The following is a 21,358-nucleotide window of genomic DNA, read 5'->3' on the forward strand; positions in this document are numbered from 1 at the left end:
CCGCAAAACTAAGCCTTTAATAAGTTAAAAATGAACGCTTAGAGAACCTAAGCGTCCGCTCATTAAAATGTTTTGCTTAAAAACTCACGTGTACGTTCTTCAACTGGATTTTCAAATATTTCTTCAGGATGACCAACTTCTACGATCCGTCCTCCGTGCATATAGACAACCCAATCAGCTACCTCGCGTGCGAAGCCCATTTCATGTGTGACAACTACCATTGTCATGCCTTCTTCTGCAAGTTCCTTCATGGTCGCCAGTACTTCCCCGACAAGTTCCGGATCAAGTGCAGATGTAGGTTCATCGAACAACATGATATCAGGCTTCATCGCCAGTGCTCTCGCAATCGCCACCCGCTGCTTCTGACCGCCGGAAAGCTTAGATGGATAGACCTTTTCTTTATCTGAAAGGCCAACTTTTCCTAGCAGCTCCCTTGCTTCCTTGATCGCTTGCGACCTGCTGACACCCTTTACATGGACAGGTGCCTCAATAATATTCTCAATCACATTTTTATGAGGAAACAGGTTAAAGTGCTGAAAAACCATGCCGATTTTCTGGCGCACTTCATTCAGGTCATGAGATTCTGCGTTAATTTCTTCACCTTCAACGATGATTTGTCCATTGTCCTTGATTTCCAGGAAGTTCAGGCAGCGCAGCAAGGTACTTTTACCTGAGCCGCTAGCCCCAATCAGGCATACAACATCGCTTTCTTTTACCGTTATATCAACATCCTTCAATACATGAAGGTCGCCGAATGATTTATTCAGTTTTTTCACATTGATCATATCTCTTCCATCCAAAACAAATTCCCCCTTAATCACTTACCGAAAGTTTCTTCTCAAGCAGTCCAACCAAAGCAGATATCAAGTAAACAAGGAATAGATAGTACACAGCAACAATAAGCAAGTATGTCATATTGTCAAAATCGTTTGCACCTTTTGTTGTCGCAACATTGAATAATTCATACATTCCGATAAAAGCTGCTAATGATGAATCCTTGAGGCCAATGATGAACTGATTCCCTAGCGGCGGCAGGGCGCGGCGGAATGCTTGTGGAAGGATGATTCTCCGCATGGTAAGAACTCTGCTCATTCCCAGTGAACGGCCAGCTTCCATTTGTCCCTTGTCAATAGACTGGATTGTTCCCCTGAAAATTTCCGCGATATAGGCACCGTTATGGAATGCTAGTCCAAGGGCAACGGACCAGAAAGCGGAGATATTTAAATTGGTCATTCCAAAGTAGAAAATAAAGATCTGGACGATCAATGGGGTTCCTCTGACCAAATAGATATAGGCATTTGCGATCCATTCCAATACTTTAATGCCAGAGATTTTAAGAAAGGCAAAAAACAATCCTATGAAAATAGCAATTAAAATTGAAACTGCTGTAACTTGCAATGTGAGCAGCATGCCTTTGAGGAATATATCATACGTGTCAAAAAAGACTTCTATAACATGCGATAGACTTGGCAAAATTCATTCAACTCCCTGTGGGCTCTATTATCGTTCTTGGTAAACATCATTTTTAAGCAGAAACGAATGTGCAGTTATACCGCACATTCGCTCCAGATGACAACTTATTACTCCGGTTTAACTGTAATGTCTTCACCGAAATATTTTTCACTGATTTCTTTCAACGTTCCATTTTCTCTTAAAGTTTCCAATGCCTCGTTGACTTTCTCCAATAATTCATCGTTGTCTTGGGCTATGGCAATTGCCTGCTCGCTTCGGCCAAGAAGCTCTTTGCCTTCAATTTCAAGACCAGCACCAATCGCTTCTTTCCCTGTAATAAAGTCCGTTATAACAGCGTCGTGTCTTCCATTGGCTAACGCTTCTAAAGCAGTTACGTCACTGTCATAAAGCACAATATTATCTGTCACTTCTTCAGCAGTCTTTGCATAGGTAGAACCTTTTGAAACGGCAATTTCCAGTCCCTCAAGGTCATTAAGTTTTTCAGCATCGCTATCTGGTCTGACGAAAATCTGAGGTCCAGAATAGTAGTATGGTGTGGAGAAATCCACGTGCTTCAAGCGATCTTCATTAATGGTATGGCTCGCAACAGCCGCATCGAAACGCCCTGACTTTACACCTTCAACAATACTGGCAAACTTGAACTTTTTCTGGTTTGGTTCCAAACCAATTTCCTTTGCCACTGCTTCGGCAACATCGATGTCAAAACCTGTCATCTGGCCCTCACCGTTCGTGACGCTGAATGGCTTGAATTCACCAGATGAAGCAAAAGTAAATTTGCCTTCCTCAGCCAATTTCATGCCGCCGTCGCCGGATGCTTTTTCATCACTGCCACATGCAGCCAGGAGACCTGCAATGGTCACCATCAAAATGAATAAAGTTAAAATTTTCTTCACTGTTTAAAACTCCCCCTCGTAATCTCTACTTCTTTAATATTTATTCTGTTAAACGGTCCTTATAACCTATGTATAAAAAAACCGCAACATTCGCCCTAAAGCTTTTATACCCACTTCCCAAACATTTAAACTATTAATGTCGGGATTCATTCATATTTCCTATTCCTCTGAATATTGCCCTCGGATGTGAATATTTGTTTATGCAGATAATTGTAACAATATTGTAATATTCAATCAAAACGTAAATTATCTGATAATTCACGAAATACTCCTGTTTGCAAGGCTCTCGCCTACTCAGCTAAGCGAGCCTCCTTTTTCCCGGCATATCCTCTGGCATACTCCGTATTCTTGCTTGTCCGACACTATACGCGAAAAAAATACATTATACTAAGAAAAGCCAGGAACCGAATTACGGCCCCTGGCTTTTAGTCCTTTTGCTCTATAAAAAACTTAACGAAAATATATACATCAATATTCCACTAAAGGAGAATTTAATCAATAATTCTTTCGGGACAGGAATACACATTGAAGGATTTTCCACGGATAAATCCTACAGCGGTTATATTTAAATCCTTAGCCAGTTTGATCGCAAGGTCTGTTGGCGCTGATTTAGACAGGACGATTCCTACCCCGATCTTCGCAGCCTTCAATAGTACTTCTGAAGAAATCCTGCCACTGAATACAATGATTTTATTTCGTACTGGCACCCTATTTAAAATGCTATATCCATATAATTTATCCAATGCATTATGCCGCCCAATATCCGTGCGCACTGCAATCATTTCATCAGGTGAACAAAGAGCTGCATTATGCACTCCTCCAGTTTCCATAAAAACCTGTGAGCTGTTCTGCATCTGGTTCATCAGTGCAATGCTCTGAGTCGCTGATATGGTTGTTTTGGACATTGAAGTTTTTGCTGTCCGGGCATCATTGTGAAAATAAAATTGACGACTCTTCCCGCAGCAGGATCCAATAAAGCGTTTTGAATAATACTCCTGGTTTGTCGTCATATTCACTTTTAGCATAACATAGGCATACCCTCTGCTTTCATCGATGCTAAGTGAATGAATGTCATTGTAGGAACGGATAACCCCTTCAGATGCCAGAAAACCGACAACCATCTCCTCAAAATGTGTAGGAGTGCAAACCATGGTTGCAAACTCCATGTCATTAACATAAATGGTCAATGGGAATTCATTTACGATGCTATCTTCTACATCCAGAAATTGTCCATCCTGATATTTTGTTATGGTATATTTATCACTCATATTTTCTAACATAGCCGTCACCTGAATTTTAAGAATTTGAGAATACTTAAAATCTAAACACATTCTTTTCTTTTTCACAAGAAAAATTTACAACACAACAATAGTGTAAAATTGATTTAACAACCTAAAATATATTGCATCTGAAGTTCTAAGATGATAAAATTTTCCCGAAGTTCACTATTCTGTCACATTTTGATTCGAGATAGCGACCCTGTCATCGGTTAAGGTGTAACGGAAATGTAAGCGATTAACTGTTGGTCCGTAAGTAGCGATACCTGCTTAGTACTAACCGTCAATTTTTCTGTCAATGTCCGTTTTCTTTATGGCGGGCTTGGAAAGATTGACGGTTTTCTGTTTTCAAGGTGCTCGCTCTGCAAGAGAACGGCAATAGTATACATATCGAACTTGGAATCAAGAGCTTTGCAGTTTAAAAGATTCCAGCCACTTCATTGTTGCAGTTATTGGCCATATGCAAAAACAAACAAAACAAACAAAGGAAAGGGGAAAAAGCATGAAAAAAACGAAGAATCGATGGCTTATTGCAGCCTCAGCAGTGGGAATCCATATTTCCATTGGGTCTGTTTATGCCTGGAGCAACTTTACGAACCCATTAATCGAGGAGTTCGGTTGGACTTCCAAGCAAGTACAATTTACATTCAGCCTTGCCATTTTATTTTTAGGTTTATCCGCAGCGTTCCTCGGGCATTTTGTTGAAAAACACGGTCCAAGAAAAGCTGGACTCCTGGCAGCAGCCTTTTTCGGAGCAGGTATTTTAGGCTCAGGCCTGGCGGTCAATCTCGGTTCATTGCCATTATTGTATATTACATATGGTGTTTTAGGCGGTATAGGCCTGGGAGTGGGTTATATAGCCCCGGTTTCCACTTTGGTAAAATGGTTCCCAGACAGACGTGGACTTGCCACAGGACTTGCCATCATGGGATTTGGTTTCGCAGCCGCGATCAGCAGCCCAATCATGGATTCTCTGATTAAATCCGTAGGTACTGCCAATACATTTTACATTCTCGGTGCGGCTTATTTTATTATCATGACACTGTCATCCCTGTACCTCGAAAGGCCGCCTGTTGATTGGGCTCCAAAAGGCTTTAGGGAAAAAGCTGAATCAGGAAAAGTGAAAGTCAAGAAAGATCTTTCCCAGCTTACAGCGAATGAAGCAATAAAGACTTCGCGTTTTTACTATCTATGGGTCATGCTCTTCATCAATGTTACTTGCGGCATCGCGATCCTGTCAGCTGCAAAACCTTTAGCTCAAGAGAGTATTGGCTTAACTACTGCAGAGGCAGCGGCACTGGTTGGAGTATTAGGTCTCTTCAACGGATTTGGACGAATCGCATGGGCTTCGATTTCTGACTATATCGGCCGCCCCAACACATACACAATTTTCTTTGCAACACAGATTGTCTTGTTCATGCTGCTGCCGCATACAAAGGAAGCATTCTTATTCCAGGTCATGCTTGCAGTAGTTTACACAATGTACGGCGGCGGTTTTGCAGCCATCCCAGCATTCATTGGTGACATATTTGGAACAAAACAGCTAGGCGCGATACACGGCTATATCCTGACTGCATGGGCGGCTGCAGGATTGGCTGGACCAATGTTCGCAGCATGGATGAAGGATACAACTGGAAGCTATGGAACAAGCCTGACTTTCTTTAGCGGACTGTTCGTTGTTGCACTGGCGGTGTCTATTTTAATCCGCCGCGACATCAATAAGCTTCGAAAACAAATTGAAGCAAATGAAAAACTTGCTGGTTAATACTTTTAATAGTATCTGAAGAATTATATATCACTTAAAGAATTGTCTAGCTCCAGCGCTTTTCTAATTGCCTCTCTATATGGTAAAATACCTATCGTCTTATAACCTGTATAGATGACAGGAGGATAATATGAATAAATACGAGGCAGAATTCAGCAATCTGGTCCGATCCTTTCGCAAAAAGCATATGGGCAAAGGGCCAAGCAAAATAACCACTACCTTCTGTAAGAAATGGGCAATCTGCGAAATGGAAGGAAACCTTTCACCCGTAGAAAAGTTCATTGCATCGGCCAATGAAGGAAAACAGGCACTTAGGGCCGCAAGAACAGAAATGGTTAAAGAAATGTACCGAAAGAATCCTCCAGTGGAAATGGAAGAGTTTCTCGGCTGCAAGTTGGTAGAACTTTTTGTAGATATAGATATCGATCGTGATTTTGGAATGTCCATCTTTGTTTTTGATGAGGACATTCAAGAAAAATTCAGTAACTTATAAGGTATGGCACTTGGCAGCGAACCTGCTAAAGACTAACCACCGTTTGAACCTGGAGCATCGGCTTCGGGTTTACGGTGGTTTTTTTTATAGACTTAAAGATTGTTATAAATGGGAGTGTTTCAAATTGGGTAAAACAAAACATCCAGGACCACAGAAAAAAGCGGCAATGCCTGCACCAAAGCACTGGGTAAGTCCGATTCCTTTCGGGCTTGGCAAGGTGAAGCCGAAACATATAAGAGATACCATGAAAACCCTTTGGGACAATCGGGATAACTTCGGCTACGCGACCAACATCCTGACCAAAGGAGTATGTGATGGTTGTGCACTAGGTGTATCAGGGTTGCAAGACCAGACTTTGACAGGCCCGCATATTTGTACGACAAGATTGAATGTCCTCAGGCTGAATACTGCCGGGGCAATAAAGCCGGAGATTCTTCATGCTGATATAGATGAACTAAGAAAATATGACAGCACCCAGCTGCGTAAGCTGGGACGTATCCCTTATCCAATGATCCGCAGGAAGGGTGAGCGGAAATTTTCCCGCATTGCCTGGGATGATGCAATGGATATGATTGCAGAGAAAGCGAAAAAGCTGGACCCAAAACAGTACGCTTTTTACCTGACAAGCCGAGGGATTACCAATGAATCTTACTATGTAGCCGGAAAAGTCTCCCGCTTTCTTGGTACGAATAATATTGACAATGCAAGCCGGATTTGCCATTCGCCTTCAAAAACAGCTTTAAAACGCTCGATTGGTGTTGGGGCTTCCACTTCAAATTACCAGGACTGGATTGGTACTGATGTCTTGTTGTTCTGGGGAAGTGTTGCATCGAACAGCTCTCCGGTTTCTTCTAAGTACATGCTGGAAGCAAAGAAAAAAGGAACAAAAATCATCGTCGTCAATCCGTATAAAGAACCGGCAATGGATGAGTACTGGATTCCTTCAAATCCAGAATCCGCTCTTTTTGGCACGAAAATTGCGGATGATTTTTACCAGGTCAATATCGGCGGGGACATTGCTTTCATGCATGGAATCATGAAGCACTGGTTTGATATGGAGGAAATCAGGCACGGTTCAGCCATTAATCATGAATTTGTTCAAGAGCATGTGAACGGTTTTGAGGAATTGAAAGCGAAGGTTCAGGAGCAAGAATGGGAAGATATTGTCACATCTTCTGGCATTTCTAAAGAACGCATTATCGAGTTGGCGGAACTGCTCGCTAACAGCAAGAATGCAGTTTATGCCTGGGCACTTGGTTTGACGATGCATTCTTTCGCAACAGACAATATTTCACAAGTGGCGAACCTTGCGCTGCTTCGGGGACACCTTGGCCGAAAGTTCGCAGGCCTGATGCCTTTCCGCGGACACTCTTCTGTTCAGGGCAGCGGCGAAATGGGTGCTGATCCTTTCGTTCTTCCAGGAGGAGATTTTTATGGTGAAAATATTAAGCGAATTGAGGACCTATGGGAATTCGAGCTTCCGATTTGGCAAGGCGATATAGTCGGGGTGACCCTCGAGAATATTTTGCTTCCTGAAGAGCATGAACGCAAAATCAAAATGTATTACTTATCTGGAGGTAATTTCCTCGAAACAATGCCAGACCCACACTTTGTGGAAAAAGCATTGTCTGAACTCGAGATTCGTGTCCATCAGGATATCATCCTGAATACTTCTACCCTTGTTGATGCAAAGGAAGCCGTCATTATCCTCCCTGCGAAGACTCGTTATGAACAGGAAGGCGGCGGAACATCCACTTCAACTGAGCGAATGGTATATTTCAGCCCGGAAATCGAAGGCAACAAGAATCAGGTTGAAGAAGCTCGCGCTGAGTGGAAAATTTACATTGATTTAGCTAAGCGGGTAAAGCCTGAAACTGCGCATTTGGTTGATTTTAAAGATGCACAGGAGATACGGAATGAAATCGCACTGGCGAATCCTAATTATGACGGCATACAACATCTTAAAAAAGCAGGAGATGTGTTCCAGTGGGGCGGAGCCTGGTTATGTGAGGATGGAATCTGCCCTACTTCTGACGGAAAAGGAAATCTGATTTCAGTTGATATCCCTGAACTAGGTAAAAAGGAAGGACAATTCATCGTTACCTCCCGCCGTGGAAAACAATTCAATTCCATGGTCTACAATGAAGTAGATCCGCTTAACGGCGCCGGACGCTATGATGTCCTGATGAATGCAGAAGACGGACAGGACCTTAGCATTGCCGAAGGTGAAGGAATTGTTCTATACAACGGCTTCGGCGTCTTCCAGGGCAGAGCTAAATTCGTAGACATTTCACGGGGTAACGTCCAGGTGCACTTCCCCGAAGGAAACTTCCTGCTGCCAAGAGGCCGCTATGAAAAATATGCCGGTATTCCGGACTACAACATAACAGTAACCTTGGAAAAAGCTGATCGCTTCAACGCCCGCAAAGACGTCGAACACCATGAAAAACGCGTTGAAGATGATGAACTTGACGCACCGGCGTAAGGATTAATTAAACAGCTTGCAGACAATAATGGTCTGCAAGCTGTTTTTATATAATAATGAAGTTTCTATTGTAGAAGTTTAGTATTGGATAGTTTAATCTATCGGACACTTTCTCAGCTTTCTGGCTTCGGTATGTCCGTTTACGACATTGTATCATTCTAAATGACATATTCTTAGTTCTAGTATTTGTATTTATGATTGCATACTTCAGTTTGTCAGTTATAGATTAACCGGTTAAGCATTCCACCTGGTGATTCACCATTATTGGTTTTATGAAAAGGCTTCGTTCCATTAACCGGCCAAACACCTGGATTTGCTGATATAAATTCAATATCAAACCGTTTACCTGAAGGCAGATTGATTGTATCCATCATCCTTTTCTTTCTCTTGAACGCATCCTCTGCAACAATCGCAAAATCATGTCCGTGAATATGCATAGTATGGGACATGTTCGCATTATTAATGAACCTTACCCTTACCCGTTCTCCATACTTTGTTGTTAATGGAGATGTATCAGGAAAGGACTTTCCATTGATCGTAAAGAAATTTGGGTTCCTGTTAAAGTTTTTTGGCGTGAACAATCCGGGTTCTATCTTGCCAACTGGAGGCTGATCAATTTCCCACTGCTGGATCAGCAGCAGGTAGTCCCGGTGTGGAATTTCAACTTGGTTCTTCGGCAGTACAACAAATCCCCCAATCAACCCATTACTCTCCTGTAGCGGATTTGATGAATGATAAAAGAAACTTCCGCTTTGCCATGCGATAAATTCATACCTAAACGATTTTCCTGGCTCAATAAAAGGAGTAGGCTCTATTTCCGGCATACCATCCATAACATTCGGCTTCGATAAACCGTGAACATGAAGCGCTGTTTTTTCACTCAATCGATTTTCCACTTCGATAAAGACCTTATCCCCTTCATTCACTATAATTAAAGGTCCAGGTGAAGAATTATTATACCCAACGATATCTAGAGTAACTTCCTTTAAAATTTTCTGCTGCAGGGGGCTCACTGTCAATTTAAAATATCGGCCGCCCGGTACCAGCTTATATTTTGCCTTGTTCAGACCCGGTGCTTGGAGTATTTCCTCCCAGTGATTCATTGCATAACCTCCCTAATTGTGCCAATTACACTCCAATATAACTGTATGGTCATATTGGCAACTACATGCAATTTATTCATTAAGAACTGGGTGGGGTTCTATAGTGCTATTGAAAAAAGATATTCGTGGAGAAAGAAAAAAAAGCCTAACGGATCATTTGCCTAAATACCTCCATTTCAATAATCAGACCTGGAAGCAGATCCTGAAACATGGAGACGATTCCCAGTATTCCTGCAATATCCCTTGGATAATAGTATTGGGCAAGATCATTTGTACTAAAAGATATTGGAAACCTCATGGAGTTATGGACAGATTCAATCGATTTTGTTTTAATTCTTTCTTTTAATAATGTATATTCTTTTGAACCAATATAAGGCTTCAGTGCATTCCAGCCAATGGACAAGAACTGAGGGTAATTTGCTAAAGCGCGGTAATCACTGGCAGCATCGTAGGCATGATGCTGTTTAATAATATCAAGAAGCAAAGACTGGACTTGAGGAGCTGCTTTTTCAATCTTAACCATCCTTATTTTAGGGAGCCCAGGAATAATTCCTGGTTGTATAAATCCACTGCTCATCCCAACCCCTTCAATCGGTCTGCTGCCCAAGCTTTCTGACCAGGCACTCGCGATTAGCAGTAATTTAGGGTTTACATAATTGAACGTAAAAATAATCTTTCTGATTTTTTGGATAGTCTCATCATCATAGATTTTCCTCCAATCAACTGAAGGTAACTTCAAAGAAACATCAGGGTACCTGATTTCATGTGCAGCCTCTTCCATCTCAACGGTCAGCATATTAGGCCGAACCTGCTGCCAGGCGATACCAAGAAAGTCCTCATAAAATGCTAGTGTTCTAAAAATAAAATTAACCACTGGCACTTTCAGGACATGCTGAATATCCTGGTACACAGTCGCTAAATAACCCTGTGCTTCATGTTCAAATATCTCCGGCAGACCGAACTCATGTCCAGACAATATAGATTCCTCCTAATATTAGAATCTTTGATAATATATGCCCTTGCATTTGTTTGAATCCCAATGAATCACTATATCTCCTTTTGCTTGATCCTTGCCGAATACAGTCACCAAGTTAAGCTTGTTGATAACAAAAAATAGGGCACCACAAAGATCAATAGCGTCTAAAAAAAACAGGTACCTATATTCAGGGTTTATGTGACCCGTTTCCTCTTCTTGGACAGAGACTGGGCACATATTCAGGTTTTATGTGACCTGTTTCCTCCTCTGAATAGAATGGTGCACCAATAAGGCTCGTTACCCAAAACTGCTTGTCATTAGACTATCGTTTAAACAAAAAAACAGGAAAGGCCAATTTAAATAGCATTTCCTGCAATTATATAGAACATTGAATTTTTCAAGTCGCTCGTTTTTCTAAAGCCACCTTGGCCCTCTGTGTCCTTCATTTCTTCCCTCAACTGAACTGCTCTCATGCTCAATGTGTTTCTCTTCACCCAATTCACGACCATGCCTTCTTCTATGACCAAAGAAATCCAAGGGATGCCTTCTTCCCTCATGGTGTTCCCTTGACCTTTCCTGAATGATTTCAACCTCTTTGGCATGAATTGTAAGCTTATCTACATGGATAACCTTTCCTTTTTCACGTGACATATTTTCCCCTCCCGCCTTTATTTATTCTATATTATCCTATTCGGTCTTCCAGGAAGGGTATAGGCGCTTTTAATTTTATGTTTCAGTGCCCGAAGGAGCGGCACCCAGCATGAAAGGGAACGGAAAAAGCGTGGCAGTGCCCGAAGGAGTGACTCCCCAGCCTGAAAGGGAACGGAAAAGGCGTGTCAGTGCCCGAAGGAGTGACTCCCCAGCCTGAAAGGGAACGGAAAAGGTGTTTCAGTGCCAAAAGGAGCGGCACCCCAGCATGAAAGGGAACGGAAAAGGCGTGTCAGTGCCCGAAGGAGCGGCATCCGAGCCTGAAAGGGAACGGAAAAGGTTCTTCTCCATTAACCAGAAAAAGCGCCATATAAAAATTGCACCTCCATTGTTTGTTTTGTTTCTAACAATGGAGGTGCAATTCTAAACGTTATTTTAGATTAATTACTTTGTGACAAATCTTCGACTAGAGTCAATGTTGCAGCTTCTTCATTTCCATCCCTGAAAAAAGTCACTGCAACTTCATCTCCAATTTCTTTCTCGGTATATAAGTATTTACGAAGTTCTCCTGCAGTATTTACTTCTGTATCATCCAGTTTTGTGATGACATCGTATTCCTTTAACCCAGCTCTTCCTGCTGGTGATGTCGGAACTACTTCCTTGACGACAATTCCATTTTCCACACCCTCTGGCAGGTTCAACGTCTCACTGTAATATTGTGATGGGATGTCGGCCAGGGAAATTGGGACAATTCCAATATAAGGCCTCAGCACTTCTCCGTGTTCTTCGAGATCTTTTAAAATTGGCAAAGCCACATCAACTGGTATTGCAAAACCGATTCCTTCAACAGCTTCCTGGGCAATTTTTGATGAATTGATGCCAATCAATTCGCCCTGGATATTAATCAATGCGCCGCCGCTGTTACCTGGATTAATTGACGCATCTGTTTGGACTACTTCTGACTGCCAATCAATACTTCCATCCTGATCTATATCGACCGGCATCACCCGATCGGGTGCGCTGATCACACCGGCTGTAATAGTACCGTGCAAAAAGCCCAAGGGATTTCCAATAGCAATTGCAGTTTCTCCTGGCTCCAGTTTTTCCGACTTGCCAAGTTCAATAACATCTTTAATCTCATCGCCATTTACCTCCAATACTGCAAGGTCAAGCAATGGGTCAGAGCCTAGGAGTTTTGCAGGCAGCTTCTTTTCGTTTCCAAGACTAATTTCAATCTGGCTTGCTCCAGAAACAACATGGTGATTGGTTACTACATATGCTTTGCTATCCTCTTTTTTGTAAATAACTCCAGAACCAGAACCAGCTTTTTGCGGCTCGGTTCCTTCCCACATACTTCCGCCTTCGTATTTCACTACGCTGACAACCGTATCCATACTTTTGTCTACTGCTTCCTTTATAGTGGGATTCTCTTCGCCCTCATCAGCACTGACTTTTGCAGTAAACTTTCCCTCTGAATCATTCTTGGCTGTAGACACTAAATCTTTTTCAGACGAAAACGGGCCAAGCAAGAATATAAGAATAGCTCCTACAACTAAACCAGCAATGCCAGTCAAAATCAATGATCTAAAATTACTTTTTTTACGGTTATCCATTTTTCACCTGTCCTTTCCAGCTTATAAGTTGGTTAAGTTGTCTATTTGTGTAAAAAGTTGAAAATAATAAGGAAATGTGTAATATTTTTCAACTTATATGTTCGTTTAGGTTACTTGGCCATGGGTAAAATCTGTACATTGATTATAAAAAACATTCTTAAGATAGGAGGTCTCTAATCATGTTCGGCTTTTCAGACTTCATTGGCTTTCTTCTGGCACTGTTATTTATTTATCCAGTAGTTTCACTAATTCATGAGTTAGGGCATTCCTTCTTCGCATGGATATTTGGAGGGAAATTCAGTTTCTCCCTAGGGCGCGGAAAAAGAATTTTCAAAAAAGGACCCTTCAGTTTAAACAGCATGTATTTTTTGGACGCTTTTAGTGAGTATGAGCACCTTAAATGGAATAATCGGTTAACTCATTTCCTTGTCCATGCAGGTGGAATCATTTTTAATCTTGGATCAGTTCTGGTGCTTAACATCCTCATCTCACAGGGCTTTTTAGAACCTCATACTATATTTGTCCGCTATTCCTATTTTTCTGTCTGGCTGGCAACCTTTTCATTGGTTCCAGTCGATTACGGAAATGGCAATTATAGTGACGGGCTGGCCATTTACCATGTCCTGCGTTATAAAAAGTGGCCAAAGCTTACCGGATGACTTCTCTTCATTAGCAGCACCTGTTCTACTGGAACAGGTGCTTTTTGTGACCTTCATGCAAAACCATTTATCACCCATAAAAAAGAGGCATTCCTATCCAAAGGAATGCCTCTTGCCCTCCAGCTTAGGAAGTCACATACATATCAGTGTTTAATGAATTAGAGTCTCTAAAAGTGGTATGGATTTCCTCTCTTCTTTCCTCCTCCACTTCGACTAACACCAGGATATTACCTTCCTTCAAGTATCTCTCATATTCCTTGGCGTCATCTTCCGTTACTCCGGCGCCTGTCAATGCACCAACAATTCCGCCACCTGTAGCTCCAATGGCTGCACCACTCAAGGTGGTCGCTAGCGGACCAGCGGCAGCAAGGACACCAATCCCAGGAATTGAAAGCAAGCCAATTTCGGCAATCAGACCAGCGATACCTCCAAGTACTCCACCCGTTCCGGCTCCAATTCCTGCGCCTTTGCCAGCATTTTTGCCTCGACCAGAATCATTTTCAATAACATCGACATCCGTTTGATTTTCGATGTCGTCGAGTTTATCATCGTCCTTTGCCAAGATCGATAAGTCGTTCGTATCAAATCCCATTTCCTTAAGTCTTCTAATTGCACCAATTGCTTCGTCTGAATCCCTAAATACTCCACCTACGATTGTCTTTTCCATTGACTATTACCTCCATTCTAGTTTTTACACTCTTTTGAGCGTAATGGTTTCTGTTGCGGCATTCATAGTCTCATAGCTGAGATTCTCTAAACTAAGATATATATGCCAATACAACTATTTACCATTTAACATATTGTGTGATTTTGCCTACATAGAACTATTACCCGTCACATTTTTGCATAAACATAGAGTTCTTCACCAAAAAAATTCGAAAGAGAAAAGATGGCCTAAAAGCCATCTTTTTTCTTTCTATTTACCTTTGTTTCCGTTTTCTTCTCTGTACTTATTTTCAGCCTTTACTGCTCGAGAGAATTCCTTTGCGTAAAGCACTTCCTGAGTATCAGTCAAACCATTGTTCTGTTCCGTATTCAACCCTTTGTTGGGAGCATTTTTTTTATTCATTACTTATCCCTCCTGAGATCGAATTTAGATGTTATCCATCTACTATCTTTGTACCCTGTGAATGCAGCAGTAAACGAAACCGATAGAAATGGTAACATTTCCAAGGAGATATTCCTAATAACATAGTAATGGTTTGTCCTTGCCTTTCATATGATGGTGAAAAGGAGGCTTGCGATGATTATATTTAATGCTTATGTTCTTTTTAGCCTTACCGTTACACTCCTGATTTCCATTATGCTTGTCCTGCGAAACAGAGATCGATTGACAGGCATGAATGGGATGATTATTTCAATGTTTCTCGGCATGAATATAGGATTGACTAGTGGAGTTTTATTTGGAACTGTTTATCGCGGTGATTTATTTCTCTCTACCATTCTGTCAATGCTGATAGGGGCAGCGGCTGGCACGATAACAGGTGCTTTATTCAGTTCTGCTGCAGCAATCGAAGGTCTTATGTCCGGTATTATGGGCGGCATGATGGGGGCAATGCTTGGAGAAATGCTGGTGCCTGAAAAATCGCTGATCTTGATCAATATCTTCTTAACGATTTCAGCAGCTAGCTTATTCCTTTTTAAAATACTTCCAAAAACTGAGTCATCCATTAAATCAAAAAAATATATCGTAAAACCAGTCCTTATTTTTACATTGTTTATCATCTACCTATACTCAGGAAGTCTTCTTGGGGATGACTGGATAAATGACTTGCATTTAATCAAAGACCAAGAACAGCACCAGCATCATCCCTGATTCTGTTACCGGCACTTACAATGATATAAACGAAAGGATAGGCTGATCCCATCCTTTCTAAATTATATTTGATAGAAACTTTTCACCTGGTTGTACAAACTGTTGTAAACATCTTCAACCCTGACCTTCTTAATGGCCGCAATTTGCTCGACCACCTGGTGAACCAATGAAGGCTGAGTCAGCTTATCTTGAAAAATCCCTTCAAATGGCCAAGGTCCATCTGTTTCTGGCATGATCATATGTAATGGATAAAACTCTGCAACCTCTTTGGTTTCGATTTCGTATAGGATATCTGGAGTGAATGATAAAAAATACTCGTTCTCCACCATTCTCTCCATTGTTTTTTTATCCCCTTTAAACCAATGAAAATGAGCCTTCCTTACATTATGTTTTTCCAACAGGTCACATACTGCAGATGCATCATCATAAATTGCATGAAGGATGATCGGTTTATCCAGCTTCTTGGCCAAAACAATAAATTGCTCTAAAACTTCCACATAACCCTGATAAGGAAACCTGCCTTTTGCCTTCTTCCGCAGATAATAAGGCAGTCCAACTTCACCGACAGCGACCATTTTTTCTTGATTTGCTTCAATCCAATCCAACAGTTCTGCAACTTCACTATCGGCCGGCAGAGGCTGTTCGGGATGCCATCCAAAAGCGGGATAAATATTCGGATGTTGGTCAGCGAATTTTAGATTTTCTTTGCTGGATAAAAGGTTCATAGAGACTGTTATCATACCTTCTACCTTATTTTCTGCTAACGTTTTGATAATTTGATTTTGATCTCTTTCGGTATACTTATCAAAATGAATGTGAGCATCAAACACTTTCATGCAGCCCGCCTGCCTTTAAATCTCTGTATATTTCCCGCTTCAGCTCGAGAAACTCGGTTTCCATAAGCAATGTGTCTGTTCGCGGCCTATTAAAAGATACTTCAATCTCACGAATGATTTTAGCTGGCCTAGGGGATAAGAGATAGATCCGGTCAGATAAAAAAATTGCCTCTTCAATATTGTGGGTAATAAACAGAACTGATTTCCGTTTCGCTTCCCAAATCGATAACAACCACTTTTGCATATCAAAACGGGTGAACTCATCCAGTGCTGAAAATGGCTCATCAAGCAGCAAAACAGATTGTGGGCTTAGAAGCGCCCTTAAAAAAGCGACCCTTTGCTTCATCCCACCTGAAAGCTGGCGGGGATAAGCATCTTGATAGTCTGATAGGTTTATTTTCCTTAACCAATTTTGAGCCTCTTGTTTATCAGGCTTCTGAAACAGTTCCTGGCCTAGCAAAACGTTATCAGTTACCGTCCTCCAGGGCAAAAGCGAATTCTGCTGGGGCATATATGCTATATTCCCTGTTTCCCCATTAATTTTCCGGTCATCAAGAAACAATATGCCTTCCTCAGGTTCGATCAAGCCGCCAATACATTGAAAAATGGTGCTTTTACCACTGCCAGAAGGTCCAATAATGGAAACAAATTCTCCTTCTTTCACATAAAAAGACAGATCATCAAGCACTAACCCTGTGTCTTTGAAGGATTTACTGACGTTTTCAAGTCTGATTTTCACTTCCATCATTCCTCACTTTTGACATTCCATTTTATTACATTCTTTTCAATCATCACAATTACACTGTAGAGCAGCATGCTGAAAAAGATAATAATGAAAATGGCAATAAACACACGATCTGTCCTGAAGGCTGAGGAAGATAGTGTCATAAATACGCCAATTCCCTTCTCAGCTCCCAGCCATTCTGAAATAACCGCACCCATGACGCTGTAAGTCGCTGCTATTTTCAATCCAGAGAACAGAGGGGACAGTGCATTAGGGAGTTCAAGCTTCGAAAATGTCTGGAACCGTGTGGCGCCTGACATCCTCATGTAATGAAGAAGTTCTCCCGGAACATTGCTGAAACCATCCAATGAAGCAATAGTGACCGGGAAAAAACAAACTAGAATGATAATGAGCAATTTGGGCAAAAAGCCGAAACCAAACCAAATGACCAACAGAGGGGCTAAAACGATAATCGGTACATTTTGCGATAGAATCAACAATGGATAAAATGCATTTCTCATAGAAGGTATCAAGTGGAGTATCATGGCAATCAAAAATCCGATGGTTGATCCCAGCAAAAGCCCGGTAATCGCCAATGTCAGGGTTGCTCCTATATCCGGCAAAAATAAAGGATAACTCCCTGCCGCTTCCTTAAAGATGACAGAAGGAGCAGGCAGCAGCCATGCCGGTATCTCTTGTACACGAGTAATCATTTCCCAAAACAAGAAGAAAAGGAGGAGGACCATAAATGGCCGCCATCCTCTATTCCATAATGTGTTCATTGCCGATATTTCTCCGTCAGCCTGCCCATCGTAATTCCCTCTGGCTGATATAAGACTTTCACCTGGGATATGACATTCGGAGCTCCAAGTTCAATCATCTTTTTGTTCATCTCAGCTATCACCGCTAACAGTTGCTCCAGTTCACCCTCCATTGTTGTTTCCAGCGGATGGACTTCATAATTTACACCAGACTTATCAATGATTTTGATTGCCTCATCCACCAATCCAATGACCTCCTCTGCAGAAGAAGCTTTAGGTATGATTTGTACACTCACTAACGCTGTTGCCATCATCAGTTCCCCCTTTCTGGTAAAAATTCATTGGTAAAGGCTTTTTCAGCTTCTAATTCCTTCTCCAAAAGGTCATTCTCAAACATCCAATCACTATAATTCTGCCAAACCTCCAGCTTTTGCTCACCCCAGCGCTCAGCGTCATCCTGGTATCTAGGGGATAGCCATTCTTGGCTTCTCTTCACCAGTTCTTCATCCAAATCAGGTACCGCCTTAATCAAAATATCTGCACTGTCAGCTGGATGCTCAATCGCAAATTCATAACCCTCTGTTAGTGCAGCCATAAATTCTTTGACTGTTTCCGGATCATCTTTGATCATTTTTTCATTCGTGGTGATGACGGGTGTATAGTAGTCCAGTTTCTTTGAGAAATCTGTTAGATAAACCATATTGATCGATTCATTACGAATTTCCGCCTCAACTCCTGTCCAACCATAATAAATCCAGGCAAAATCAATATCACGATTTACCGCTGTAAAAAAGTCAGAGTCTCCCATATTAACAATCTTCACTTTCTCGACATCGGCATTTTCTTGCTTCATCAATGAATTGATTACAGCTTTTTCAATTGGCGATCCCCAGCCGCCATATGTTTTGCCTTCAAAATCCTTTGGTGAAACTATATTTTTAGCCTTTGGAGAGGCAAATCCAGATGTATTATGCTGAATAACAGCCGCCAGTGAAACAAGCGGTATCCCCTGGATTCTAGCCTGCGTGATTCCTTCCTGGTAACTTACTCCGAATTCCGATTTTCCTGATGCGACAAGCTGGTCTGCTCCTGCTTCCCCCGGGAGGATTATATTTACGTCCAAACCGCGATTCTTGAAATAGCCTTTTTCTTTTGCGACATAGATTCCCGTATGGTTTGTGTTCGGCGTCCAATCAAGCACAATTGACACCTTCTTCAATTTGTCTTCCTTCTCCATTGATGACTGACTTGAAGAACAGGCAGCCAGACCCCAGACTAACAAAAATGCAGAAAACAAGATTAATAATTTCTTCATGTTTTTCCCCTCTTCTCTATTTGTTTGACAATGAAGGCGGAAAAGAAGGCTAAAGTAAAGTTAATAAAATAAAAAATGCGCTCAGGGAATCCCAAGCGCATGAATAAATCCATAATAAACGAAAAACGTCTATCAGAAGATGTTACCTACGCTGGTACTAACCAGATCAGGTTAAAGGGTCAGCATCTATGGACACTTTCTCAGCCGGCACTTCCGGCTCCCCTACATTTCCTATTCTCCAATTGTCATCTCTACTATATAGAATGTTTTATGATTCGTCTAGAAAAATAAACCGTTTTCTTCTTCATATAGTTAAACATATCTTAATCAATGATAGAAATAATCTTCTTCGCAGAAGCGGCAAGTTCCAGCTTTTCAAGTGTCTGGCAGTAATCATATTCTATATTTCCAATAGAAGGTTCTTCTATCCCGGTAAGATAATTCAATACTTTATAATCACCGAACCATTCTCCAGCCTCTGCTTCAGGATGTGTAACGTTTTTCCAGGTGTTTTGAAGTTTTGGGCTGTAGATTCTTCTTGCCCCTGGTTTTAGCTTGCATGAACTCAATTTAATTTGATAGTTAAGTCCGGGAATTCCTTCATGCACATCGTTGAAGATATGAGGCCAGTAATCTTTTCTTGAACCTGTATGAGAATGTGCCGTGGCCCACTCTTCCACTTTTTTCAATACTTCTGTATCAAAAAGGATGGCATACAGTCTTTTTCCTAATTGGATTCGTTCATGCAATGATTGAAACTGATTCACTGTCTGCCCAGCAAGTTTAGTCACACCATAGTCATTGTAGGGGAAAAGAATTTGATTGAAGGACAAAAAATCCTGTATCTCAAACTCCAGGGTACTGAATACATCCTTGATATAGTTCTGGTTTTGGATGACTCTATTTTCAATATAGTTCTGTTCATTGATAATTAAACCAATTGTGAGCAGGGGTGAATTAGATGATACCCAATAATAATCCCATATCGTCTCAATAAAGACCGAAATATTAAAGTGGGGAAGCAGCCTGAATAACGGTTCTTTCCTTTTAAGACTTTCTTCATAAAGCAGCAGCTGTGGAAATGCATCCTGGAAGATAAGCCAATTCCCTCGTTCAAGGAATGAGAAAAACGAGCTTTTTTCTTTTTTGGGTAACAGCCTTGTTAATAGCTCTGCTTTTAAATCTGTCATGCTCCATCCGCCATTCCTTGAGACCATATGGGCCAGTAATGCCCAATTGATTTCCGGGTGCTTCTTATAAAAGTCCAGGTAGGCTTTCGTTCTAGTAATATTGTTTTTATTTAGTTCCTTGGTCTTCAACTTTATCTCTTGGATGATTTTTCTCTCTTCTTCTAAGGGGTTCTTAGTCAAGTTCATTTTTTGCCTTCTTTGTAATTTTTCATGAATCACTTCAATAGGCGACTTTACTTTTCTCTTAAAAAAGGATATTGTTCCTCCCCCCTCATTCTGGATTTCGATTAAACCATCACCACAAATAAGATCCTTTTCCATTCTATTTCTTTCTTATTAAATAAATGAGCTAAACACAAAAGAAATACAAACCTGGAATTCCCCTCAGTTTTGCAGGTCCAAGTTCCTTAAACTGAAATCGCCCATATCATAGCAGTGGAGTGTGAATTTCGTTTTGGGGAGGAATACGATGTTTTATCACGTTAAGGAATTACAGTATCAAGCGAAACCGGAAAGGCCAGACCCTGTCTACGCCAAAAAGCTGCAGGAAGTTATTGGCGGACAATTCGGGGAAATCTCTGTTGCAATGCAATATTTATTCCAGGGATGGAATACGCGCGGTGACGGAAAATATCGGGATCTCTTGATGGATACCGGTACAGAAGAGCTGGCCCATATTGAAATGCTTTCTACCATGGTCGCCAGGCTGTTAGATGGAGCTCCTGTTGGCGCACAAGAGGAAGCAGCAAAGGATCCGGTGATGAAAGCGATTTTAGGGGGCATGAATCCACAGCATATCATCGTATCAGGTTTGGGAGCAATGCCGGCTGACAGCGTTGGAAACCGTTGGACGGCAGATTACATCATCGCGAGCGGCAATCTTCTCGCAGACTTCAGGGCTAACCTGAATGCTGAGTCCCAGGGCAGGCTCCAGGTCGCCAGACTTTACTATGAAACGACAGACCGCGGCGTAAGGGATATGCTATCCTGGCTGCTGGCAAGAGACACAATGCACCAAAACCAGTGGATCGCTGCTATAAAGGAATTGGAAGCAAAGGAAAACGTAGTGGTGCCAAGCACCTTCCCGAAACACCTGGAAAAACAGGAAGTTTCCTACGTGCTGTTTAATCTTTCAGAGGGAGACGAAAGTGCGGCTGGCAGATGGGCAAGCGGAACCAGCATGGACGGCCTTGGCACATTCCAGTACGTCCAAAATCCTGCTCCATTTGGGCCAAAGCCAAAACTTAAACCAGCACCTCCTTATATCTTTAATACACCACCTGCGGTTATGCGCATTGAACAGATCCCGCCAAACTTGATGTGAGAGAGGA

General features: G+C 41.7%; 23 protein-coding genes and 1 riboswitch. Of the genes, 7 read left to right on the top strand and 16 right to left on the bottom strand.

Features of this window, described 5'->3' with window-relative positions:
- Positions 1–62 precede the first annotated feature (62 nt).
- From J7E35_RS01840 to fdhD, 4 genes are all read right to left on the bottom strand, one after another.
- A complete protein-coding gene (locus J7E35_RS01840) occupies positions 63–785 on the bottom strand; it encodes an amino acid ABC transporter ATP-binding protein (protein WP_214776704.1) in 723 nt (240 codons plus the stop codon).
- Between the two features lie 28 nt (positions 786–813).
- On the bottom strand, positions 814–1,473 hold the full coding sequence (locus tag J7E35_RS01845) for an amino acid ABC transporter permease (RefSeq protein WP_041968211.1): 660 nt from the start codon (positions 1,471–1,473) through the stop codon (positions 814–816).
- Between the two features lie 107 nt (positions 1,474–1,580).
- Complete coding sequence (locus J7E35_RS01850) at positions 1,581–2,336, bottom strand: transporter substrate-binding domain-containing protein (RefSeq protein ID WP_214776706.1); 756 nt, start codon at positions 2,334–2,336, stop codon at positions 1,581–1,583.
- Between the two features lie 521 nt (positions 2,337–2,857).
- Positions 2,858–3,634: a formate dehydrogenase accessory sulfurtransferase FdhD gene (fdhD, locus tag J7E35_RS01855; RefSeq protein ID WP_483297644.1), complete on the bottom strand. Its 777-nt coding sequence runs from the start codon at positions 3,632–3,634 to the stop codon at positions 2,858–2,860.
- A 511-nt stretch (positions 3,635–4,145) separates the two neighbouring features.
- Between fdhD and J7E35_RS01860 the strand changes: the two genes are divergently transcribed.
- From J7E35_RS01860 to J7E35_RS01870, 3 genes are all read left to right on the top strand, one after another.
- A complete protein-coding gene (locus tag J7E35_RS01860; RefSeq protein ID WP_214776523.1) occupies positions 4,146–5,408 on the top strand; it encodes an L-lactate MFS transporter in 1,263 nt (420 codons plus the stop codon).
- 130 nt (positions 5,409–5,538) lie between these two features.
- Positions 5,539–5,901, top strand: coding sequence for a Na-translocating system protein MpsC family protein (locus J7E35_RS01865; protein WP_214776524.1), 363 nt, complete (start codon positions 5,539–5,541; stop codon positions 5,899–5,901).
- A gap of 124 nt (positions 5,902–6,025) precedes the next feature.
- Complete coding sequence (locus tag J7E35_RS01870; protein ID WP_214776525.1) at positions 6,026–8,386, top strand: FdhF/YdeP family oxidoreductase; 2,361 nt, start codon at positions 6,026–6,028, stop codon at positions 8,384–8,386.
- Between the two features lie 215 nt (positions 8,387–8,601).
- Here J7E35_RS01870 and J7E35_RS01875 read toward each other — a convergent pair whose 3' ends face one another.
- The 3 genes from J7E35_RS01875 to J7E35_RS01885 form a co-directional block, all read right to left on the bottom strand.
- A complete protein-coding gene (locus J7E35_RS01875; protein ID WP_214776526.1) occupies positions 8,602–9,489 on the bottom strand; it encodes a multicopper oxidase family protein in 888 nt (295 codons plus the stop codon).
- Between the two features lie 145 nt (positions 9,490–9,634).
- Positions 9,635–10,465 carry a halocarboxylic acid dehydrogenase DehI family protein gene (locus tag J7E35_RS01880; protein WP_214776527.1) on the bottom strand — a complete coding sequence of 277 codons (831 nt, stop codon included), beginning with the start codon at positions 10,463–10,465 and terminating at the stop codon, positions 9,635–9,637.
- 414 nt (positions 10,466–10,879) lie between these two features.
- Positions 10,880–11,116: a hypothetical protein gene (locus J7E35_RS01885; RefSeq protein WP_214776752.1), complete on the bottom strand. Its 237-nt coding sequence runs from the start codon at positions 11,114–11,116 to the stop codon at positions 10,880–10,882.
- Between the two features lie 265 nt (positions 11,117–11,381).
- On the opposite strand from J7E35_RS01885, the gene J7E35_RS01890 reads away from it, so the two are divergent.
- The gene (locus J7E35_RS01890; protein WP_214776528.1) at positions 11,382–11,540 is read left to right on the top strand and encodes a hypothetical protein; all 159 of its coding nucleotides are present in this window, start codon (positions 11,382–11,384) and stop codon (positions 11,538–11,540) included.
- A 13-nt stretch (positions 11,541–11,553) separates the two neighbouring features.
- Here the strand turns inward: J7E35_RS01890 and J7E35_RS01895 are convergent, their stop codons facing one another.
- On the bottom strand, positions 11,554–12,726 hold the full coding sequence (locus J7E35_RS01895; RefSeq protein WP_214776529.1) for a S1C family serine protease: 1,173 nt from the start codon (positions 12,724–12,726) through the stop codon (positions 11,554–11,556).
- A 179-nt stretch (positions 12,727–12,905) separates the two neighbouring features.
- On the opposite strand from J7E35_RS01895, the gene J7E35_RS01900 reads away from it, so the two are divergent.
- Positions 12,906–13,385, top strand: coding sequence for a hypothetical protein (locus tag J7E35_RS01900; RefSeq protein WP_214776530.1), 480 nt, complete (start codon positions 12,906–12,908; stop codon positions 13,383–13,385).
- 124 nt (positions 13,386–13,509) lie between these two features.
- Here J7E35_RS01900 and J7E35_RS01905 read toward each other — a convergent pair whose 3' ends face one another.
- Together J7E35_RS01905 and J7E35_RS01910 are read right to left on the bottom strand one after the other, a co-directional pair.
- On the bottom strand, positions 13,510–14,052 hold the full coding sequence (locus J7E35_RS01905) for a general stress protein (protein ID WP_214776531.1): 543 nt from the start codon (positions 14,050–14,052) through the stop codon (positions 13,510–13,512).
- Between the two features lie 249 nt (positions 14,053–14,301).
- The gene (locus tag J7E35_RS01910) at positions 14,302–14,454 is read right to left on the bottom strand and encodes a YfhE family protein (RefSeq protein ID WP_214776532.1); all 153 of its coding nucleotides are present in this window, start codon (positions 14,452–14,454) and stop codon (positions 14,302–14,304) included.
- A 174-nt stretch (positions 14,455–14,628) separates the two neighbouring features.
- Between J7E35_RS01910 and J7E35_RS01915 the strand changes: the two genes are divergently transcribed.
- Positions 14,629–15,201 (top strand): hypothetical protein, encoded by a 573-nt coding sequence (locus J7E35_RS01915; protein ID WP_214776533.1) that lies wholly within the window; start codon positions 14,629–14,631, stop codon positions 15,199–15,201.
- 62 nt (positions 15,202–15,263) lie between these two features.
- On the opposite strand, the gene J7E35_RS01920 is transcribed toward J7E35_RS01915, so the two are convergent.
- The 6 genes from J7E35_RS01920 to J7E35_RS01945 form a co-directional block, all read right to left on the bottom strand.
- Positions 15,264–16,037, bottom strand: a complete 774-nt coding sequence (locus J7E35_RS01920; protein WP_214776534.1) for a TatD family hydrolase — start codon at positions 16,035–16,037, stop codon at positions 15,264–15,266.
- Positions 16,024–16,782: an ABC transporter ATP-binding protein gene (locus tag J7E35_RS01925; RefSeq protein WP_214776535.1), complete on the bottom strand. Its 759-nt coding sequence runs from the start codon at positions 16,780–16,782 to the stop codon at positions 16,024–16,026. Before J7E35_RS01925 ends, J7E35_RS01920 begins: the two co-directional genes overlap by 14 nt.
- On the bottom strand, positions 16,782–17,543 hold the full coding sequence (locus J7E35_RS01930; RefSeq protein ID WP_214776536.1) for an ABC transporter permease: 762 nt from the start codon (positions 17,541–17,543) through the stop codon (positions 16,782–16,784). Before J7E35_RS01930 ends, J7E35_RS01925 begins: the two co-directional genes overlap by 1 nt.
- Positions 17,540–17,833 carry a thiamine-binding protein gene (locus J7E35_RS01935; protein ID WP_214776537.1) on the bottom strand — a complete coding sequence of 98 codons (294 nt, stop codon included), beginning with the start codon at positions 17,831–17,833 and terminating at the stop codon, positions 17,540–17,542. Before J7E35_RS01935 ends, J7E35_RS01930 begins: the two co-directional genes overlap by 4 nt.
- A gap of 2 nt (positions 17,834–17,835) precedes the next feature.
- Positions 17,836–18,837, bottom strand: a complete 1,002-nt coding sequence (locus tag J7E35_RS01940; RefSeq protein WP_214776538.1) for an ABC transporter substrate-binding protein — start codon at positions 18,835–18,837, stop codon at positions 17,836–17,838.
- A 126-nt stretch (positions 18,838–18,963) separates the two neighbouring features.
- A riboswitch (TPP riboswitch) is annotated at positions 18,964–19,071 on the bottom strand.
- Positions 19,072–19,160: 89 nt separating this feature from the next.
- Positions 19,161–20,213 carry a DUF2515 domain-containing protein gene (locus J7E35_RS01945; RefSeq protein ID WP_251040711.1) on the bottom strand — a complete coding sequence of 351 codons (1,053 nt, stop codon included), beginning with the start codon at positions 20,211–20,213 and terminating at the stop codon, positions 19,161–19,163.
- A 283-nt stretch (positions 20,214–20,496) separates the two neighbouring features.
- Between J7E35_RS01945 and J7E35_RS01950 the strand changes: the two genes are divergently transcribed.
- Positions 20,497–21,351, top strand: a complete 855-nt coding sequence (locus J7E35_RS01950) for a manganese catalase (protein ID WP_214776540.1) — start codon at positions 20,497–20,499, stop codon at positions 21,349–21,351.
- Positions 21,352–21,358 lie beyond the last annotated feature (7 nt).

It is taken from the genome of Bacillus sp. ISL-45, assembly GCF_018613195.1.
Taxonomy (GTDB): domain Bacteria; phylum Bacillota; class Bacilli; order Bacillales; family Cytobacillaceae; genus Mesobacillus.

What these genes read in the sequence shown, in the direction of transcription:
- J7E35_RS01850 (WP_214776706.1), bottom strand. Translation starts at nt 2,336, where the DNA reads ATGGTGACCATTGCAGGTCTCCTGGCTGCATGTGGCAGTGATGAAAAA.
- J7E35_RS01920 (WP_214776534.1), bottom strand. Translation starts at nt 16,037, where the DNA reads ATGAAAGTGTTTGATGCTCACATTCATTTTGATAAGTATACCGAAAGA.
- J7E35_RS01925 (WP_214776535.1), bottom strand. Translation starts at nt 16,782, where the DNA reads ATGGAAGTGAAAATCAGACTTGAAAACGTCAGTAAATCCTTCAAAGAC.
- J7E35_RS01900 (WP_214776530.1), top strand. Translation starts at nt 12,906, where the DNA reads ATGTTCGGCTTTTCAGACTTCATTGGCTTTCTTCTGGCACTGTTATTT.
- J7E35_RS01940 (WP_214776538.1), bottom strand. Translation starts at nt 18,837, where the DNA reads ATGAAGAAATTATTAATCTTGTTTTCTGCATTTTTGTTAGTCTGGGGT.
- J7E35_RS01885 (WP_214776752.1), bottom strand. Translation starts at nt 11,116, where the DNA reads ATGTCACGTGAAAAAGGAAAGGTTATCCATGTAGATAAGCTTACAATT.
- J7E35_RS01875 (WP_214776526.1), bottom strand. Translation starts at nt 9,489, where the DNA reads ATGAATCACTGGGAGGAAATACTCCAAGCACCGGGTCTGAACAAGGCA.
- J7E35_RS01895 (WP_214776529.1), bottom strand. Translation starts at nt 12,726, where the DNA reads ATGGATAACCGTAAAAAAAGTAATTTTAGATCATTGATTTTGACTGGC.
- J7E35_RS01910 (WP_214776532.1), bottom strand. Translation starts at nt 14,454, where the DNA reads ATGAATAAAAAAAATGCTCCCAACAAAGGGTTGAATACGGAACAGAAC.
- J7E35_RS01840 (WP_214776704.1), bottom strand. Translation starts at nt 785, where the DNA reads ATGATCAATGTGAAAAAACTGAATAAATCATTCGGCGACCTTCATGTA.
- J7E35_RS01865 (WP_214776524.1), top strand. Translation starts at nt 5,539, where the DNA reads ATGAATAAATACGAGGCAGAATTCAGCAATCTGGTCCGATCCTTTCGC.
- J7E35_RS01860 (WP_214776523.1), top strand. Translation starts at nt 4,146, where the DNA reads ATGAAAAAAACGAAGAATCGATGGCTTATTGCAGCCTCAGCAGTGGGA.
- J7E35_RS01945 (WP_251040711.1), bottom strand. Translation starts at nt 20,213, where the DNA reads ATGAACTTGACTAAGAACCCCTTAGAAGAAGAGAGAAAAATCATCCAA.
- J7E35_RS01930 (WP_214776536.1), bottom strand. Translation starts at nt 17,543, where the DNA reads ATGAACACATTATGGAATAGAGGATGGCGGCCATTTATGGTCCTCCTC.
- J7E35_RS01905 (WP_214776531.1), bottom strand. Translation starts at nt 14,052, where the DNA reads ATGGAAAAGACAATCGTAGGTGGAGTATTTAGGGATTCAGACGAAGCA.
- J7E35_RS01915 (WP_214776533.1), top strand. Translation starts at nt 14,629, where the DNA reads ATGATTATATTTAATGCTTATGTTCTTTTTAGCCTTACCGTTACACTC.
- J7E35_RS01935 (WP_214776537.1), bottom strand. Translation starts at nt 17,833, where the DNA reads ATGGCAACAGCGTTAGTGAGTGTACAAATCATACCTAAAGCTTCTTCT.
- J7E35_RS01890 (WP_214776528.1), top strand. Translation starts at nt 11,382, where the DNA reads ATGAAAGGGAACGGAAAAGGCGTGTCAGTGCCCGAAGGAGCGGCATCC.
- fdhD (WP_483297644.1), bottom strand. Translation starts at nt 3,634, where the DNA reads ATGAGTGATAAATATACCATAACAAAATATCAGGATGGACAATTTCTG.
- J7E35_RS01950 (WP_214776540.1), top strand. Translation starts at nt 20,497, where the DNA reads ATGTTTTATCACGTTAAGGAATTACAGTATCAAGCGAAACCGGAAAGG.